This window comes from Xanthomonas sp. NCPPB 1132, from assembly GCF_056629235.1.
This window is the reverse complement of the sequence record NZ_CM152819.1, coordinates 4,075,281-4,092,543: the sequence shown is the minus strand read 5'-3', so window position 1 is coordinate 4,092,543 and position 17,263 is coordinate 4,075,281. Positions and strand designations below refer to the sequence as shown.

The window sequence follows — 17,263 nt, the reverse complement described above, 5'->3', positions numbered from 1 at the left end:
TTACGGCCCGGCCGCTTCCGATGCCCGCATTGATTCGCATCCGTACCATTCTGCTGCTGTCCGCAATCGCCGCCGTGGCCGCACCGGCCGCGGCCAAGGCGCAGAGTCCCGCCCAGGACGTGATGACCCCGGTGCTGGCCGGCGAGTTCGCCCTGCAGGCCGGGCAACTGGCCGACGCCTCGCGCTGGTACCTGCAGGCCGCCAACGACAGCCCCGGCGACGCCGGCCTGGCCGAACGCGCCACCCGCATCGCGATGCTCGCCAACGACAGTGCCGCCGCCACCCAGGCCCTGGCGCTGTGGCGACAGCGCGCGCCCGAGTCGCTGGCCATGCGCAGTGCCGAGGCCTCGCTGGCCCTGCGCAGCGGCAACCTGCGCCAGGCGCGCAGCCTGCTGGTGGCCCTGCTGCGCGACAAGGACCCGCGCGGCTGGCGTTTCGCGCTGATCGCCCTGGTCAGCGGCAACCGCGATCCGGAGGTGGCGGCCAAGGCCCTGGATCAGTTGCTCGACGCCAATGCCATCCCCGACCAGCTCGAGGCCTGGCAGGAGTTCGGGCGCCTGGCGCTGCGCCTGGACCAGCCCAAGCTGGCCGAGCGCATCGTCGACCAACTGGTCAAGCGCTTCCCGCAGGAGCCGCGGGTGGCGCTGCTGCATGCCACGCAGTTGCAGCAGGCAGGCAAGACCGAGCAGGCGCGTGCGCTGCTGCAGGGCGTGGAGCCCAAGGTGGAGGGCGACCCGGAACTGCGCACCGCACTGGCCTATGCCTACGATGCCATCGGTGACACCGCTGCCGCAGCGCGGGTGCTGGCGCTGGGGCCGCAGACCACCCAGAACTACGGCCTGCGCGCCTCGATGCTGGCCAAGCTGCAGGACAATGCGGCGTTGACCGCGCTGTACGACGAACTGCGCAAGGGCGCCGACCGGCCCGATCCGGAGCGGCGCCTGCTGCTCGGCAAGATCGCCGAGTTCCTCAAGCGCAACCAGGAGGCGGTGGACTGGTACCGCGGCGTGCCGGGTGGCCCGCTGCGCAGCGAGGCGCGGCTGCGCGCAGCCGGCGCGTTGTACGCGCTCGGCCAGAAAGACGCGGCCTTTGCCGAGGCGCGCGCGCTGCAGGACGACGCCGAGGCCGACGATGCCGCGCGCCGCGACGCCTACGTGCTGGAGGCGGAACTGCGGCAGCGCAGCGGCGACGACGCCGGCGAGCTGCAGGTGTTCGAGCGTGGCCTGGCCGCGTACCCGGACGACAACGCGCTGCTGTACGCGCGCGGGCTGTCGTGGGAACGCCGTGATCGCATCGATCGCGCCGAGGCCGACCTGCGCAAGATCCTGGTCACCGAGCCGGAGAACGTGGCCGCGCTGAACGCGCTCGGCTACACCCTGGCCGACCGCACCAAGCGCTATCGCGAGGCGCTGCAACTGATCGACCGCGCGCGCACCGCCGATCCCGACAATGCCGCGATCATCGACAGCTATGGCTGGGTGCTGTACCGGCTCGGCAAGACCCAGGAGGCGCTGGTGCAACTGCGCCGCGCCTGGAGCCTGGTGAAGGATCCGGAGATCGCCGCGCACATCGGCCAGGTGCTGTGGGAGCAGGGCAAGCACGACGAGGCCAACAAGTACTTCGACGAGGCGCGCAAGCTCGATCCGGACAATCGCGCGCTGCGCCGGGCCCTGGAACAGGTGACACCGTGAGGGCTGGTCTGCGCACCGCCTGGGCGCTGGCCGCCGGGCTGCTGCTGGCCGGTTGCAGCGCGGTGCCGACCCGTACGCCGGCGCCGGTCGCCGTCGCTGCGCCCGATGCCGCCGCGCAACAGGCCGAGGCGGCGCGCGCGCAGTGGTTGCAGGCGCATCCGGACTGGTCGTTCCAGGGCCGGGTGGCGATCACCAAGGGGCGCAACGGCGGCAGCGGCCGCATCGACTGGACCCAGCGTCAGCGGCAGTACGAAGTGCAGCTCAGTGCGCCGGTGACCCGGCAGAGTTGGCGCCTGATCGGCGACAGCCACTCCGAGGCCGGGCGCCTGGAAGGGCTGGAAGGCGGGCCGCGCGACGGCGAGAACGCCGAGCAGTTGCTGCTGGAGGCGACCGGCTGGGAGATCCCGGTCAACCTGCTGCCGGACTGGGTGCGTGGGCTGGTGGCGGCCGACGCGCAGGCGCCGGAGCGGGTCGACTACGACGCGCAGGGCCGGCCGCACACCCTGCAGCAGATGGGCTGGGAGATCGAATTCCAGGACTGGTACCCGCCCAGCGATGGCCGTCCGGCGCTGCCGCGGCGCATCGAGGCGCGCAACGGCGATGCCAAGGTGCGCCTGCTGGTCGACGCCTGGAGCGTGCCTGCGCCATGAGCGGAGCCGAGGATGGGGGCTGGTCGTCCTGGCCGGCCCCGGCGAAGCTGAACCTGTTCCTGCAGATCACCGGCCGCCGGCCGGACGGCTACCACCAGTTGCAGACCGTGTTCCGCCTGCTGGATTGGGGTGACACGGTGCACCTGCGGCCGCGCGCGGACGGGGTGGTGGCGCGCATTGGCCCTTCCGTGGCCGGCGTCGCCGAGGCCGACGACTTGCTGGTGCGGGCTGCTCGGCTGCTGCAAAAAACAGCGAATGTTGCGCAAGGTGTCGATATCCGCGTCGAAAAGCGCATTCCGGCAGGCGGTGGCTTCGGCGGCGGCTCGTCCGATGCGGCGACCGCGCTGGTGGCGCTGAACGCGCTGTGGCGCGCCGGGCTGGACGAGGGTGCCCTGGCCGAGCTCGGCCTGTCGCTGGGCGCGGACGTGCCGGTGTTCGTGCGCGGACGCGACGCCTGGGCCGAGGGCGTGGGCGAGCAACTGACCCCGATCGCCCTGCCGCCAGCCTGGTACGTGCTGGCCGATCCGGGCGTGCACGTGCCCACCGCGGCGCTGTTCCAGTCCCCGGATTTGACGCGGGATGCTGCGCCCGCGAAAATAGCGGACTTCGTTTCAGGTTTCCTGCTCGGTAACGCGTTCGAGCCGGTCCTGCTTCGCCGCGAACCGGCCGTCCAGGCCACGTTCCAGGCGCTTGCGCGGATCGGCACGCCACGCCTGACCGGGTCGGGAAGCGGTTGTTTCGTCGAGTTCGCCGATCGCGCTGCCGCCGTGCGCGCGCTGGCGGACTTGCCGGACGGGATGCGCGCCTGGGTGGCAGGCGGCGTCCCGCGTTCGCCGCTGCTCGACGCGCTGGAGGCTTGACACAGGTTTACGCAGGGGCGTCGCCAAGAGGCCCAAGGCACCAGGTTTTGATCCTGGCATTCGTAGGTTCGAATCCTACCGCCCCTGCCATTTAGGTATGCAGATCCCTCTGCAAAAGCCCGCACCTCCATGTGCGGGGATTCAACAGGTAGAAGCATCGCTCCTCCTGGCTTCCTGATCCACGTCGTTATCGTCGCCACACGCTCTTTGCAGCCACCCGAGAGACCCCTCATGCAAGACCAACGCAACCTGCTGGTGTTCTCCGGCAACGCCAACAAGCCCCTGGCCAAAAGCATCTGCCGCGAGTTGGGCGTGCGCCCCGGCAAGGCGATGGTCTCCAGCTTCTCCGACGGCGAAGTGCAGGTGGAGATCGAGGAGAACGTGCGCCGGCAGGAAGTGTTCGTGATCCAGCCGACCTGCGCGCCCAGCGCAGAGAACCTGATGGAGCTGCTGGTGATCATCGACGCGCTCAAGCGCGCCAGCGCCGCCAGCGTCACCGCGGTGGTGCCGTACTTCGGCTATTCGCGGCAGGATCGGCGCATGCGCTCCTCGCGCGTGCCGATCACCGCCAAGGTCGCGGCGAAGATGTTCAGCGCGGTCAACGCCGACCGCGTGCTGACCGTGGACCTGCACGCCGACCAGATCCAGGGCTTCTTCGACATCCCGGTCGACAACGTCTACGCCTCGCCGCTGCTGCTCGCCGACATCTGGCGCGCCTACGGCACCGACAACCTGATCGTGGTGTCGCCGGACGTGGGCGGCGTGGTGCGCGCCCGCGCGGTGGCCAAGCGCCTGGACGATGCGGACCTGGCGATCATCGACAAGCGCCGCCCGCGCGCCAACGTGTCCACGGTGATGAACATCATCGGCGACGTCGAGGGCAAGACCTGCGTGCTGGTCGACGACATCGTCGACACCGCCGGCACCCTGTGCGCCGCCGCGGCCGCGCTGAAGGAGCGCGGCGCCCTGAAGGTCGCCGCGTACTGCACGCACGCCGTGCTGTCCGGCCCGGCGGTGAGCAACATCACCAATTCGCAGCTGGACGAACTGGTGGTCACCGACACCATCCCGCTGTCGGAGGCCGCCCGCGCCTGCGGCAAGATCCGCCAGCTCAGCGTCGCCGAACTGCTGGCCGAAACCATCCGCCGCATCGCCTTCGGCGAGTCGGTGAGTTCGTTGTACGTGGATTAAAGGCTGGGAATGGGGAATCGGGAATAGGGAATGGGCGAAGCGCGGCATTGCGCTGTTGCGATTCCCCATTCCCGGTTCCCCACTCCCGGCTTCACAGACTCTTCTGGTCGCGGAAGAGTCCTTCAAACCGCCGCGAGGCGGTTCATTCAACCAAGGTAGTAAACGCAAATGGCAACCACGCATGAAATCAAGGTGCAGCGCCGCGAAGTCGAGGGCAAGGGTGCGAGCCGCCGCCTCCGTCGCGACGGCCTGATCCCGGCGATCGTCTACGGTGGCGATCTGAAGCCGGTCAACATCCAGCTCGACCACAACGAAGTCTGGCTGGCCAGCCAGAACGACTGGTTCTATTCGTCCATCCTCAGCCTGAGCCTGAACGGCGACATGCAGAAGGTGCTGCTGCGCGATATGCAGCGTCACCCGTTCAAGCAGCTGATCATGCACATCGACTTCCAGCGCGTGAACGACAACGAAGCCCTGCATGCCTCGGTGCCGCTGCACTTCATCAACGAGGACGTGTCCCCGGCCGGCAAGTCGGCCGAAGTGGTCGTCACCCACGAGCTGAACGAAATCCAGGTCGTGTGCCTGCCGAAGGACCTGCCGGAGTTCGTCGAAGTCGACCTGGCCGCGCTGTCGGTCGGCGACGTGATCCACCTGTCCGACCTGAAGCTGCCGGCCGGCGTCGAGCTGCCGGAACTGAAGCTGGGCAAGGAGCACGACGTGGCGGTGGTCATCGCCAAGCACGGCCGTGTCGAGGAAGAGCCGGAAGCCACCGACGCGGCGGCCGCCGCCGAGCCGGCCAAGAAGGACGGCAAGTAATCGCCTGCGCAGCGTCCGGGCCATCGGTCCGGACGCTGCGGCGATGCATTGCGCATGACTGGTCTGCGTCTGATTGTCGGCCTGGGCAACCCCGGTGCCGAACACGCGAACACCCGGCACAACGCCGGGTTTCGTTTTGTCGACGCGTTGGCCGAGCGGGCCGGCGCGCGCTGGAGCGTGGACGCCAAGCTGTTCGGCGAGACCGCCAAGGTCGAGGTCGCGGGGCAGTCGGTGTGGCTGCTGAAGCCGGCCACCTTCATGAACCTCAGCGGCAAGTCGGTGACGGCGGCCTTGCGCTTCTGGAAGATCGAACCGGCGCAGGCGCTGCTGGCGCACGACGAACTGGACCTGGCGCCGGGCACGGCGCGGCTCAAGTTCGACGGCGGCCACGGCGGCCAGAACGGACTGCGCGATACCATCCGCCTGCTCGGGCATGCCGGCTTCCACCGCCTGCGCATCGGCATCGGCCATCCCGGCCACAAGGACAAGGTGGTGCCGTGGGTGCTGGGACGCGCCGGCAAGGACGACCAGGTCCTCATCGACCGCGCCATCGACGACGCCATCGACGTGCTGCCGCTGGCCGTGCAGGGCGACTTCAACGAGGCGATGAAGCGGTTGCATACGCAGGGGAAATAGGGAATGGGGAATGGGGAATGGAAAGGCGGCTATGCTTTCCGATTCCCTATTCCCGATTCTCCATTCCCGGATTACACACATGGGCATCAAATGCGGCATCGTCGGCCTGCCCAACGTCGGCAAGTCGACCCTGTTCAATGCGCTGACCAAGGCGGGCATCGCCGCGGCCAACTTTCCGTTCTGCACCATCGAGCCGAACGTGGGCGTGGTGCCGGTGCCGGATCCGCGCCTGAACGCGCTGGCGGCGATCATCAATCCGCAGAAGGTCGTGCCGACCGCGGTCGAGTTCGTCGACATCGCCGGCCTGGTCGCCGGTGCGGCCAGCGGTGAGGGCCTGGGCAACAAGTTCCTGGCGCACATCCGCGAGGTCGATGCGATCACCCACGTGGTGCGCTGCTTCGAGCATGGCGACATCATCCACGTGAACAACAAGGTCGACCCGGTCTCCGACATCGAGACCATCGACACCGAGCTGGCCCTGGCCGACCTGGACAGCGTGGAGAAGGCGCTCAATCGCGCCGAGCGTTCGGCCAAGGGCGGCGACAAGGACGCGGCCGCGCGCAAGCCGGTGCTGGCCAAGCTGCAGGCCGCGCTGGCCGAGGGCAAGGCCGGCCGCAACGCCGGCCTGGACGAGGAGGAGAAGGCGCTGGTGCGCGATCTGTTCCTGCTCACCCTCAAGCCGGTGATGTACATCGCCAACGTGCTGGAAGACGGTTTCGAGAACAATCCGCACCTGGACGCGGTGCGCGCGCATGCCGCGGCCGAGGGCGCCGAGGTGGTGCCGGTGTCGGCGGCGATCGAGGAAGAACTGTCGCAGCTGGACGACGCCGACCGCGACGCGTTCCTGGCCGACCTGGGCCTGAGCGAGCCGGGCCTGAACCGGGTGATTCGCGCCGGCTACACCCTGCTGGGGCTGCAGACCTATTTCACCGCCGGGGTGAAGGAAGTGCGCGCCTGGACGGTCAAGGCCGGGTCGACCGCGCCGCAGGCCGCGGCGGTGATCCACACCGACTTCGAGAAGGGCTTCATCCGCGCCGAAACCATCGCCTACGACGACTTCATCAAGTACAAGGGCGAGGCCGGCGCCAAGGAAGCCGGGCGCCTGCGCCTGGAGGGCAAGGAGTACCGCGTGCAGGAAGGCGATATCCTGCATTTCCGCTTCAACGTCTGATGCGTGCGCGTGTCCTGGCCGGGCGCGCGTGAGCCACGACGATTTCCTGCGACATCGCGTCAAAATACTGTTGACAAGGCGAGGATGTCAGGGAAGAATAGCGGGCTGTTTCACCCCTCTCTGATTTCGGCTTCGCAGCCGGGTTCGAGTGGGTAAGTTGGAGGGATACCCAAGCGGCCAACGGGGGCAGACTGTAAATCTGCTGGCTTACGCCTTCGGTGGTTCGAATCCACCTCCCTCCACCAGTTATTTTGTTGTGGCAGTGCGGCATCCCGTAGCGGGAGTAGTTCAACGGTAGAACCTCAGCCTTCCAAGCTGATGGTGCGGGTTCGATTCCCGTCTCCCGCTCCATTGAACGCGCTTGTGTCACAATAGAACAACGCTCACGTAGCTCAGTCGGTAGAGCACCTCCTTGGTAAGGAGGAGGTCGAAGGTTCGATTCCTTTCGTGAGCACCATATTCAGTCGTCAAATCTTTCTACGATCACCGAGAAGAAGCAGCCATGGCCAAGGGTAAGTTCGAGCGCACCAAGCCGCACGTCAACGTCGGCACCATCGGTCACGTCGACCACGGCAAGACCACGCTGACCGCGGCGCTGACCAAGATCGGCGCAGAGCGCTTCGGCGGCGAGTTCAAGGCGTACGACGCGATCGACGCGGCGCCGGAAGAGAAGGCGCGCGGCATCACGATCTCGACCGCCCACGTGGAATACGAATCCCCGACGCGCCACTACGCGCACGTGGATTGCCCGGGTCACGCGGACTACGTCAAGAACATGATCACTGGTGCGGCGCAGATGGACGGCGCGATCCTGGTGTGCTCGGCCGCTGACGGCCCGATGCCGCAGACCCGCGAGCACATCCTGCTGTCGCGCCAGGTCGGCGTGCCGCACATCGTGGTGTTCCTGAACAAGGCCGACATGGTCGACGACGCCGAGCTGCTCGAGCTGGTCGAGATGGAAGTGCGCGAGCTGCTGAGCAAGTACGACTTCCCGGGCGACGACACCCCGATCATCCACGGTTCGGCCCGTCTGGCGCTGGAAGGCGACCAGAGCGAAATCGGCGTGCCGGCGATCCTGAAGCTGGTGGACGCGCTGGACTCGTTCATCCCGGAGCCGCAGCGCGACGTGGACAAGCCGTTCCTGATGCCGGTGGAAGACGTGTTCTCGATCTCGGGCCGCGGCACCGTGGTGACCGGTCGTATCGAGCGCGGCATCATCAAGGTGGGCGACGAAATCGAAATCGTCGGCATCCGTGCGACGCAGAAGACCACCGTGACCGGCGTGGAAATGTTCCGCAAGCTGCTGGATCAGGGCCAGGCGGGCGACAACGCGGGCCTGCTGCTGCGCGGCACCAAGCGTGACGACGTGGAGCGCGGCCAGGTGCTGTGCAAGCCGGGTTCGATCAAGCCGCACACCGACTTCGAAGCCGAAGTGTACGTGCTGTCGAAGGACGAGGGCGGCCGTCACACCCCGTTCTTCAAGGGCTACCGTCCGCAGTTCTACTTCCGCACCACCGACATCACCGGTGCGGTGCAGCTGCCGGAAGGCGTGGAAATGGTGATGCCGGGCGACAACGTCAAGATGGTGGTGACGCTGATCAACCCGGTGGCGATGGACGAAGGCCTGCGTTTCGCGATCCGCGAAGGCGGCCGCACCGTCGGCGCCGGCGTGGTGGCCAAGATCATCAAGTAATGCCCTCTGGCGGCTGCGGCCGCCAGGCTCGACGGCAGGACGGCGGCCTCGGCCGCCGGAATCCGACGAGGTGCAGGCGGCTCCGGCCGCCGGGTTCAGCGAAGGGCGGGCCGGAACCTTCGGTCCGCCTTCGCCGTCTCAGGGAAGTGCAGTCGTTCTTACTACACGCCAGTAGCTCAATTGGCAGAGCAGCGGTCTCCAAAACCGCAGGTTGGGGGTTCGAGTCCCTCCTGGCGTGCCAATCTGCCGCTCCCTATCCAGTGACCTCGGTCGCATAGCAGCAAGAGTCGGATGAACAGCAAGATCGAGCATTCCAAAGGCCCCGCCGCATCTTCCGGCGGCGATATCGTCAAGTACGTCATCGCTGCGCTGCTGGTGGTCGCCGGCCTGTTTGTCTGGTTCTGGTTCGGTGAGCCGAGTCGCGCGACGCAGTTGGGTAGCTGGTCCGGACCGCTGCGTGCGCTGGCGGTGGTGATCGGCCTGGTGGCCGGTGCCGCGGTGTTCCTGCTGACGGCGAAGGGTCGCGAAGGCTGCGAGTTCCTGTCCGAGTCCCGTTTCGAACTGCGCAAGGTGGTGTGGCCGACCCGTCAGGAAGCCATTCGCACCACCTGGGTGGTGATCGTGGTGGTGATCATTCTGAGTCTGCTGCTGGGCGGGTTCGATTTCCTGATCCAGAAGCTGATGCAGTGGTTCGTGAGTCGTTGAGGAGAGTGCAGCAGTGAAGCGTTGGTATGTCGTTCACGCCTATTCAGGCTTCGAGAAGTCCGTGGCGCAAGCGCTGCGCGACCGTATTGCGCGTGACGAGATGCAGGAGCGCTTCGGCGACGTGCTGGTCCCCACCGAGGAGGTGATCGAGATGCGCTCCGGCCAGAAGCGCCGTTCCGAGCGCAAGTTCTTCCCGGGCTACGTGCTGGTCCAGATCGAGACCCACGACGAAGGCGGCATCCCGCGCATCGACAACGAAAGCTGGCACCTGGTCAAGGAAACGCCGAAGGTGATGGGCTTCATCGGCGGCACCGCCGATCGTCCGCTGCCGATCCGCGACGAAGAGGCCGATGCGATCCTGCAGCGCGTTCAGGATGGCGTGGAGAAGCCGCGTCCGAAGGTGTTGTTCGAGCCGGGCCAGATGGTCCGCGTCACCGACGGTCCGTTCAACGACTTCAACGGCGTGGTCGAGGAAGTCAACTACGAGAAGAGCCGCCTGCGCGTTGCGGTGCTGATCTTCGGCCGTTCCACCCCGGTGGAACTGGAATTCGGCCAGGTCGAGAAGGCCTGAGCCCGCGCCGGCGCGGCTGCGCCGGGCGCCAAAATCTCTGCTATACTGCGCGGCTCCCTGTCCAGGCAAGCCGCCGGGCAGAACGGAAGCCGCCGCGAGGCGGCTTTCTGTGCACTTCAAAAACGTGATGGCGGGACACGTGATTTTCCCGTCGCGATGGGGAGCCTGCGGTTTAGGCGCTAGCACCCGGAGACACTAAAATGGCAAAGAAAGTCGTCGGTTACATCAAGCTGCAGGTGAAGGCCGGTCAGGCCAACCCCTCGCCGCCGGTCGGTCCTGCGCTGGGTCAGCGCGGCCTGAACATCATGGAATTCTGCAAGGCGTTCAACGCCGCCACGCAGAAGCTGGAGCCGGGCCTGCCGACTCCGGTCATCATCACGGCCTACTCGGACCGTACCTTCACCTTCGTCACCAAGAGCACCCCGGCCAGCGTGCTGCTGAAGAAGGCCGCGGGCGTCAGCTCCGGCTCCAAGCGCCCGAACACCGAGAAGGTGGGCAAGGTGACCCGCAAGCAGCTCGAAGAGATCGCCAAGGCGAAGGAAGCCGACCTGACGGCGGCGGAGCTGGAAGCGGCGGTACGCACGATTGCGGGTTCCGCCCGCAGCATGGGCCTGACGGTGGAGGGTTAAGCAATGGCACAGACCAAGCGACAGAAAGCGATCCGTGCTGCCGTGCAGCCGGGCAAGGCGTATTCGATCGACGAAGCGCTGAAGATCGTCAAGACCACCAGCAAGGCCAAGTTCGTCGAAGCCGTCGACGTGGCCGTGCGCCTGGGCGTGGACGCCAAGAAGTCCGACCAGCAGGTGCGCGGTTCCACCGTGCTGCCGGCCGGTACCGGCAAGAGCGTGCGCGTGGCCGTGTTCGCCCCCGCCGGCGCCAAGGCTGACGAGGCGCTGGCCGCCGGTGCCGACGCCGTCGGCATGGACGACCTGGCCGAGAAGATGCAGGGCGGCGACCTGAACTACGACGTGGTCATCGCCACCCCGGACGCGATGCGCGTCGTCGGCAAGCTGGGTACCCTGTTGGGCCCGCGCGGCCTGATGCCGAACCCCAAGGTCGGCACCGTGTCCGCCAACCCGGCCGAAGCGGTGAAGAACGCCAAGTCGGGTCAGGTGCGCTACCGCACCGACAAGGCCGGCATCATCCACTGCACCATCGGCAAGGCCAGCTTCGAAGACGAAGCGCTGAAGAACAACCTGCAGGCGCTGCTGCTGGACCTGGTCAAGGCCAAGCCGGCGACCTCGAAGGGCACCTACCTGCAGAAGATCTCGGTGAGCTCGACCATGGGTCCGGGCGTCACCATCGATCAGGCGTCGCTGTCCCTGAAGTAATCGCAACACGGCGCCGCCCGTCAGGTGCGGCGCCGGTTTCACCCTTTTGAAGGCGTCGCCCGGGGCAACCCGACGCGAAGCCGTCAAAGACCGCAGGCGCGGTCTGCGCAAACCGACGACGGGCACGGAAGCTCGACACGGCAAGGAGTCGCCGTCGGTACAGCGGGATCGCTTAATCAGCCCCTCGGGGCCAGCCGGCGTAGATGGTGCCGCCTTTCTGGAGTTTTTCTGGTGCAGGCCAGCCCGGTGTTCCGGGCGCGCTCACTCCAGGTCTGGAACGGCCACCAACTGGGATGCCATGCGGCATCCCCGGCATCCAGGAAGGAGGCCGCCCAGGACCGCAAGCGGCAGGAGCCGCGAGCGGAGTAAGTTTGAAGCAGGGATTCGGGATTCGGGATTGGGGATTGGCAAGAGCGGCGGTATCGCTCCTGACGCATCCCAGGTCGCGCATTTCAACTCCCGGCTTTAACGGAGGAGTGCAATGGCTCTCAATCTGTCCCAGAAGCAAGAAGTCGTCGCCGAACTGGCCGACGTCGCCGCGAAGGCCCACTCCTTGGTTGCTGCCGAGTACGCCGGCATCACGGTCTCGCAAATGACCGCGATGCGCAAGAAGGCGCGCGAAACCGGTGTGTACTTGCGTGTTGTCAAGAACACCCTGGCTGCGCGTGCCGTTGCCGGTACCGAATACGAGTGCGTCCAGGACGCGCTGGTCGGTCCGCTGCTGTATGCGTTCTCGACGGAAGAACCCGGCGCTGCCGGTCGTCTGATCAAGGAATTCGCCAAGGGTAACGACAAGCTGCAGGCCAAGGTCGTGTCGCTGGGTGGTCAGCTGTATCCGGCCGCTCATCTCGAGGTGTTGGCGTCGCTGCCGACCCGCGAGCAGGCGCTGGCCATGCTGGCACGCGTGCTGGCCGAGCCGGCGAGCATGTTCGCCCGTGCGGTCAAGGCCGTGGGCGACAAGCAGGGTGGCGGCGACGCCGCGCCTGCCGACGCCGAAGCGGAAGCCCCGGCCGAAACGGCTTAAGTTCGCGACACCTGAAACGGTTCACTAGAACCTCATCCAGAAAAAATTCCAAAGGTAATCACAATGTCCCTGTCTAACGAGCAGATCGTCGACGCAATCGCCGAAAAGACCCTCATGGAAGTGATGGAGCTGGTCAAGGCCATCGAAGACAAGTTCGGCGTCTCCGCCGCTGCCCCGGTCGCCGCTGCCGGTCCGGCCGTGGCCGCCGCCCCGGTCGAAGAGCAGACCGAGTTCAACGTCATCCTGATCGACGCCGGCGCCAAGAAGGTCGACGTCATCAAGGCCGTCCGCGCCATCACCGGCCTGGGCCTGAAGGAAGCCAAGGACCTCACCGAGGCCGGCGGCGTCCTGAAGGAAGCCGTGTCGAAGGAAGACGCCGACAAGTTCAAGAAGGACCTGGAAGCCGCTGGCGCGAAGGTCGAAGTCAAGTAAGCAGTCCCTTGCATCGCCAGCCGTTCAAGGCGATGCACTGAAGGCTGGGGGCGAAAGCCCCCGGCCTTTGGCCGTTTCAGGCGGGAACCGGGAATCGGGAATGGAGAATCGGAACAGCCACGCGACGTGCGCTCCACGATTCCCCTTTCTCCACTCCCCATTCCCCGCTTCACCACCGAGTTGGTAGTTGGAAGTAGCGGGAGAAGGCGTGCTGGTGCCGGCAATACCAGCGACTTCCAACTGACAATTTATGTTCACTCAGGGCCGCGGACGCGTGGCCCGCATCAGCCAAGGTGATACCTCATGACGTCTTATTCGTTCACCGAAAAGAAGCGTATCCGCAAGGACTTCGGCAAGCAGCGCTCGATCCTCGAAGTGCCGTTCCTGCTCGCCATCCAGGTGGATTCCTACCGCGAATTCCTGCAGGAGAACACCGACCCGAACAAGCGTTCGGACCACGGCCTGCACGCGGCCCTGAAATCGGTGTTCCCGATCTCCAGCTACAGCGGCAACGCGGCGCTGGAGTACGTCGGCTACAAGCTCGGCGAACCGGTGTTCGACGAGCGTGAATGCCGCCAGCGCGGCATGAGCTACGGCGCGCCGCTGCGCGTGACCGTGCGCCTGGTGATCTACGACCGCGAGTCCTCGACCAAGGCGATCAAGTACGTCAAGGAGCAGGAGGTCTACCTCGGCGAAATCCCGCTGATGACCGACAACGGCACCTTCATCGTCAACGGCACCGAGCGCGTCATCGTCTCGCAGCTGCACCGTTCGCCGGGCGTGTTCTTCGACCACGACCGCGGCAAGACCCACAGCTCGGGCAAGCTGCTGTACAGCGCCCGCATCATTCCGTACCGCGGCTCCTGGCTGGACTTCGAGTTCGACCCGAAGGACGCGCTGTTCACCCGTATCGACCGCCGCCGCAAGCTGCCGGTGTCGATCCTGCTGCGCGCGCTCGGCTACTCGAACGAGGAGATGCTGTCCGAGTTCTTCGAGATCAACACCTTCCACATCGACCCGAAGGAAGGCGTGCAGCTGGAGCTGGTGCCCGAGCGCCTGCGCGGCGAGACCCTGAACTTCGACCTGGCCGACGGCGACAAGGTCATCGTCGAAGCCGGCAAGCGCATCACCGCGCGCCACGTCAAGCAGCTCGAGGCCTCCGGCATCGCCGCGCTGGCCGTGCCCGACGAGTACCTGGTCGGCCGCATCCTGTCGCACGACGTGGTCGACGCCTCGACCGGCGAACTGCTGGCCAGCGCCAACGACGAGATCAGCGAAGATCAGCTGACCGCGTTCCGCAAGGCCGGCGTCGACGCCGTGGGCACGCTGTGGGTCAACGACCTGGATCGCGGTCCGTACCTGTCCAACACCCTGCGCATCGATCCGACCAAGACCCAGCTCGAGGCGCTGGTCGAGATCTACCGCATGATGCGTCCGGGCGAGCCGCCGACCAAGGACGCCGCGCAGAACCTGTTCCACAACCTGTTCTTCACCTTCGAGCGCTACGACCTGTCCACGGTCGGCCGCATGAAGTTCAACCGCCGCGTCGGCCGCAAGGAAGTCACCGGCGAGTCGGTGCTGTACGACAAGAAGTACTTCGGCGAGCGCAACGACGAGGAGTCCAAGCGCCTGGTCGCCGAGCACGGCGACAGCTCCGACATCCTGGACGTGATCAAGGTCCTGACCGAGATCCGCAACGGCCGTGGCGTGGTCGACGACATCGACCACCTGGGCAACCGTCGCGTGCGTTCGGTCGGCGAAATGGCCGAGAACGTGTTCCGCGTGGGTCTGGTCCGCGTCGAGCGCGCGGTCAAGGAGCGCCTGTCGATGGCCGAGTCCGAAGGCCTGACCCCGCAGGAACTGATCAACGCCAAGCCGGTGGCTGCCGCGATCAAGGAGTTCTTCGGCTCCTCGCAGCTGTCGCAGTTCATGGACCAGAACAACCCGCTGTCGGAAGTGACGCACAAGCGTCGCGTCTCCGCGCTGGGCCCGGGCGGTCTGACCCGCGAGCGCGCCGGCTTCGAAGTGCGCGACGTGCATCCGACCCACTACGGCCGCGTCTGCACCATCGAAACCCCGGAAGGCCCGAACATCGGCCTGATCAACTCGCTGGCGGTGTACGCCCGCACCAACCAGTACGGCTTCCTCGAGACGCCGTACCGTAAGGTCGTGGACGGCCAGATCACCGACGAGGTCGAGTACCTGTCGGCGATCGAAGAGAACGAGTACGTCATCGCCCAGGCCAACGCGCTGCACGACGCCAAGAGCCGCCTGACCGAGCAGTTCGTGCCGTGCCGCTACCAGGGCGAGTCGCTGCTGAAGCCGCCGGCGGAAGTGCACTTCATGGACGTGTCGCCGATGCAGACCGTGTCGATCGCGGCCGCGCTGGTGCCGTTCCTGGAGCACGACGACGCCAACCGCGCGCTGATGGGCGCGAACATGCAGCGCCAGGCCGTGCCGACGCTGCGTGCGCAGAAGCCGCTGGTCGGTACCGGCATCGAGCGCGCCGTGGCGCGCGACTCGGGCGTGACCGTGAACGCGCGTCGTGGCGGCGTGATCGAGCAGATCGACGCCGGCCGCATCGTGGTCAAGGTCAACGAGGCCGAGATCGGCGGCGGCACCGACGCCGGCGTCGACATCTACAACCTGATCAAGTACACCCGTTCCAACCAGAACACCTGCATCAACCAGCGTCCGCTGGTCAACGTGGGCGATGTGATCGCGCGCGGCGACGTGCTGGCCGACGGCCCCTCGACCGACATCGGCGAGCTGGCCCTGGGCCAGAACATGCTGATCGCGTTCATGCCGTGGAACGGCTACAACTTCGAAGACTCCATCCTGCTCTCCGAGCGCGTGGTGGAAGAGGATCGCTACACCACGATCCACATCGAAGAGCTGACCTGCGTGGCGCGCGACACCAAGCTGGGGCCGGAGGAAATCTCCGCCGACATCCCCAACGTGTCCGAGCAGGCGCTGAACCGTCTGGACGAGAGCGGCGTGGTGTACATCGGTGCGGAAGTGCGCGCCGGCGACATCATGGTCGGCAAGGTCACGCCGAAGGGCGAGAGCCAGCTGACCCCGGAAGAGAAGCTGCTGCGCGCGATCTTCGGCGAGAAGGCCTCGGACGTGAAGGACAGCTCGCTGCGCGTGCCGCCGGGCATGGACGGCACCGTCATCGACGTGCAGGTGTTCACCCGCGACGGCATCGAGAAGGATAAGCGCGCCCGCCAGATCGAGGAAAACGAGATCAAGCGGGTCAAGAAGGACTTCGACGACCAGTTCCGCATCCTGGAAAGCGCGATCTATGCGCGTCTGCGTGGCCAGCTGATCGGCAAGGTCGCCAACGGCGGTCCGAATCTGAAGAAGGGCGACACCATCAGCGACGCCTACCTGGACGGCCTGAAGAAGTCCGACTGGTTCGCGCTGCGCATGAAGGACGAGGACGCCTCCGAGGCGATCGAGCGCGCGCAGAAGCAGATCCAGGCGCACGAGAAGGAATTCGAGCGTCGCTTCGCCGACAAGCGCGGCAAGATCACCGCCGGCGACGACCTCGCCCCGGGCGTGCTGAAGATGGTCAAGGTGTTCCTGGCGGTGAAGCGCCGCATCCAGCCCGGCGACAAGATGGCCGGTCGCCACGGCAACAAGGGTGTCGTGTCGATGATCCAGCCGATCGAGGACATGCCGTACATGGCCAACGGCGAGACCGTGGACATCGTGCTGAACCCGCTGGGCGTGCCGTCGCGTATGAACATCGGCCAGGTGCTGGAAGTGCACCTGGGCTGGGCCGCCAAGGGCCTGGGTCGCAAGATCCAGAACATGCTCGAGGCCCAGGCCAAGGTGGCCGACCTGCGCAAGTTCCTGGCGCAGATCTACAACCACGACCAGAAGCTGGGCGAGGACCGCGTGGATCTGGACCAGTTCAGCGACGCGGAACTGCTGGCGTTGTCGAAGAACCTGACCGACGGCGTGCCGATGGCCACCCCGGTGTTCGACGGTGCGACCGAGGCCGAGATCAAGCACATGCTCGAACTCGCCGACCTGCCGATCAGCGGCCAGACCCAGCTGTACGACGGCCGCACCGGCGAGGCGTTCGATCGCCACACCACGGTCGGCTACATGCACATGCTGAAGCTGAACCACCTGGTCGACGACAAGATGCACGCGCGCTCCACCGGCCCGTACTCGCTGGTCACCCAGCAGCCGCTGGGCGGCAAGGCGCAGTTCGGCGGCCAGCGCTTCGGCGAAATGGAAGTCTGGGCGCTGGAAGCCTACGGCGCGGCCTACACCCTGCAGGAAATGCTGACGGTGAAGTCCGACGACGTGCAGGGCCGCAACCAGATGTACAAGAACATCGTCGACGGCGAGCACGAGATGGTCGCCGGCATGCCGGAGTCCTTCAACGTGCTGGTGAAGGAAATCCGCTCGCTGGCGATCAACATGGAACTGGAAGACTGAGGGCAGGGAATGAGGAGTCGGGACTAGGAAACCGCCC

The 17,263-nt window shown here is 66.4% G+C and carries 15 protein-coding genes and 5 tRNA genes; all 20 read left to right on the top strand.

Annotated features, from left to right (window positions below):
• Window positions 1-20: 20 nt before the first annotated feature.
• Window positions 21-1,691, top strand: coding sequence for a tetratricopeptide repeat protein (locus AC1G9L_RS17650; protein ID WP_481069599.1), 1,671 nt, complete (start codon window positions 21-23; stop codon window positions 1,689-1,691).
• Window positions 1,688-2,341: a lipoprotein insertase outer membrane protein LolB gene (lolB, locus tag AC1G9L_RS17645; RefSeq protein ID WP_481069598.1), complete on the top strand. Its 654-nt coding sequence runs from the start codon at window positions 1,688-1,690 to the stop codon at window positions 2,339-2,341. Before AC1G9L_RS17650 ends, lolB begins: the two co-directional genes overlap by 4 nt.
• Entirely contained in the window at window positions 2,338-3,201 is an 864-nt protein-coding gene (ispE, locus tag AC1G9L_RS17640; protein WP_019799054.1) for a 4-(cytidine 5'-diphospho)-2-C-methyl-D-erythritol kinase, read from the top strand. The genes lolB and ispE overlap by 4 nt, the downstream gene beginning before the upstream one ends.
• Before the next feature lie 13 nt (window positions 3,202-3,214).
• Window positions 3,215-3,291, top strand: a tRNA-Gln gene (locus AC1G9L_RS17635).
• A 141-nt stretch (window positions 3,292-3,432) separates the two neighbouring features.
• Window positions 3,433-4,392: a ribose-phosphate diphosphokinase gene (locus AC1G9L_RS17630; RefSeq protein WP_010341263.1), complete on the top strand. Its 960-nt coding sequence runs from the start codon at window positions 3,433-3,435 to the stop codon at window positions 4,390-4,392.
• A gap of 168 nt (window positions 4,393-4,560) precedes the next feature.
• A complete protein-coding gene (locus AC1G9L_RS17625; protein WP_019799055.1) occupies window positions 4,561-5,208 on the top strand; it encodes a 50S ribosomal protein L25/general stress protein Ctc in 648 nt (215 codons plus the stop codon).
• Between the two features lie 54 nt (window positions 5,209-5,262).
• Entirely contained in the window at window positions 5,263-5,844 is a 582-nt protein-coding gene (gene pth, locus AC1G9L_RS17620; RefSeq protein ID WP_017907367.1) for an aminoacyl-tRNA hydrolase, read from the top strand.
• 79 nt (window positions 5,845-5,923) lie between these two features.
• Window positions 5,924-7,015, top strand: coding sequence for a redox-regulated ATPase YchF (gene ychF, locus AC1G9L_RS17615; protein WP_010341267.1), 1,092 nt, complete (start codon window positions 5,924-5,926; stop codon window positions 7,013-7,015).
• 159 nt (window positions 7,016-7,174) lie between these two features.
• Window positions 7,175-7,260 (top strand) — tRNA-Tyr (locus tag AC1G9L_RS17610).
• A 32-nt stretch (window positions 7,261-7,292) separates the two neighbouring features.
• Window positions 7,293-7,366 (top strand) — tRNA-Gly (locus tag AC1G9L_RS17605).
• Between the two features lie 30 nt (window positions 7,367-7,396).
• A tRNA-Thr gene (locus AC1G9L_RS17600) sits at window positions 7,397-7,472 on the top strand.
• Window positions 7,473-7,517: 45 nt separating this feature from the next.
• Window positions 7,518-8,708, top strand: coding sequence for an elongation factor Tu (gene tuf, locus AC1G9L_RS17595; protein WP_048490041.1), 1,191 nt, complete (start codon window positions 7,518-7,520; stop codon window positions 8,706-8,708).
• A 165-nt stretch (window positions 8,709-8,873) separates the two neighbouring features.
• Window positions 8,874-8,949 (top strand) — tRNA-Trp (locus AC1G9L_RS17590).
• A gap of 50 nt (window positions 8,950-8,999) precedes the next feature.
• Entirely contained in the window at window positions 9,000-9,413 is a 414-nt protein-coding gene (gene secE, locus AC1G9L_RS17585) for a preprotein translocase subunit SecE (protein ID WP_019799062.1), read from the top strand.
• Window positions 9,414-9,426: 13 nt separating this feature from the next.
• Window positions 9,427-9,984, top strand: coding sequence for a transcription termination/antitermination protein NusG (gene nusG, locus AC1G9L_RS17580; protein WP_010341344.1), 558 nt, complete (start codon window positions 9,427-9,429; stop codon window positions 9,982-9,984).
• A 200-nt stretch (window positions 9,985-10,184) separates the two neighbouring features.
• Window positions 10,185-10,613, top strand: coding sequence for a 50S ribosomal protein L11 (gene rplK, locus AC1G9L_RS17575; RefSeq protein ID WP_010341342.1), 429 nt, complete (start codon window positions 10,185-10,187; stop codon window positions 10,611-10,613).
• Window positions 10,614-10,616: 3 nt separating this feature from the next.
• Window positions 10,617-11,315, top strand: a complete 699-nt coding sequence (gene rplA / locus AC1G9L_RS17570; protein ID WP_010341341.1) for a 50S ribosomal protein L1 — start codon at window positions 10,617-10,619, stop codon at window positions 11,313-11,315.
• Window positions 11,316-11,796: 481 nt separating this feature from the next.
• On the top strand, window positions 11,797-12,339 hold the full coding sequence (gene rplJ, locus AC1G9L_RS17565; RefSeq protein ID WP_010341340.1) for a 50S ribosomal protein L10: 543 nt from the start codon (window positions 11,797-11,799) through the stop codon (window positions 12,337-12,339).
• A 63-nt stretch (window positions 12,340-12,402) separates the two neighbouring features.
• A complete protein-coding gene (rplL, locus tag AC1G9L_RS17560; protein WP_010341338.1) occupies window positions 12,403-12,771 on the top strand; it encodes a 50S ribosomal protein L7/L12 in 369 nt (122 codons plus the stop codon).
• A gap of 303 nt (window positions 12,772-13,074) precedes the next feature.
• Entirely contained in the window at window positions 13,075-17,226 is a 4,152-nt protein-coding gene (rpoB, locus tag AC1G9L_RS17555; RefSeq protein ID WP_010341337.1) for a DNA-directed RNA polymerase subunit beta, read from the top strand.
• The last annotated feature ends 37 nt before the right edge of the window (window positions 17,227-17,263 follow it).

Excerpts from the sequence above, each read along its gene's own strand:
- AC1G9L_RS17650 (WP_481069599.1), top strand. The coding sequence starts at position 21 with ATGCCCGCATTGATTCGCATCCGTACCATTCTGCTGCTGTCCGCAATC.
- ispE (WP_019799054.1), top strand. The coding sequence starts at position 2,338 with ATGAGCGGAGCCGAGGATGGGGGCTGGTCGTCCTGGCCGGCCCCGGCG.
- AC1G9L_RS17630 (WP_010341263.1), top strand. The coding sequence starts at position 3,433 with ATGCAAGACCAACGCAACCTGCTGGTGTTCTCCGGCAACGCCAACAAG.
- AC1G9L_RS17625 (WP_019799055.1), top strand. The coding sequence starts at position 4,561 with ATGGCAACCACGCATGAAATCAAGGTGCAGCGCCGCGAAGTCGAGGGC.
- pth (WP_017907367.1), top strand. The coding sequence starts at position 5,263 with ATGACTGGTCTGCGTCTGATTGTCGGCCTGGGCAACCCCGGTGCCGAA.
- ychF (WP_010341267.1), top strand. The coding sequence starts at position 5,924 with ATGGGCATCAAATGCGGCATCGTCGGCCTGCCCAACGTCGGCAAGTCG.
- tuf (WP_048490041.1), top strand. The coding sequence starts at position 7,518 with ATGGCCAAGGGTAAGTTCGAGCGCACCAAGCCGCACGTCAACGTCGGC.
- secE (WP_019799062.1), top strand. The coding sequence starts at position 9,000 with ATGAACAGCAAGATCGAGCATTCCAAAGGCCCCGCCGCATCTTCCGGC.
- rplK (WP_010341342.1), top strand. The coding sequence starts at position 10,185 with ATGGCAAAGAAAGTCGTCGGTTACATCAAGCTGCAGGTGAAGGCCGGT.
- rplA (WP_010341341.1), top strand. The coding sequence starts at position 10,617 with ATGGCACAGACCAAGCGACAGAAAGCGATCCGTGCTGCCGTGCAGCCG.
- rplJ (WP_010341340.1), top strand. The coding sequence starts at position 11,797 with ATGGCTCTCAATCTGTCCCAGAAGCAAGAAGTCGTCGCCGAACTGGCC.
- rplL (WP_010341338.1), top strand. The coding sequence starts at position 12,403 with ATGTCCCTGTCTAACGAGCAGATCGTCGACGCAATCGCCGAAAAGACC.
- rpoB (WP_010341337.1), top strand. The coding sequence starts at position 13,075 with ATGACGTCTTATTCGTTCACCGAAAAGAAGCGTATCCGCAAGGACTTC.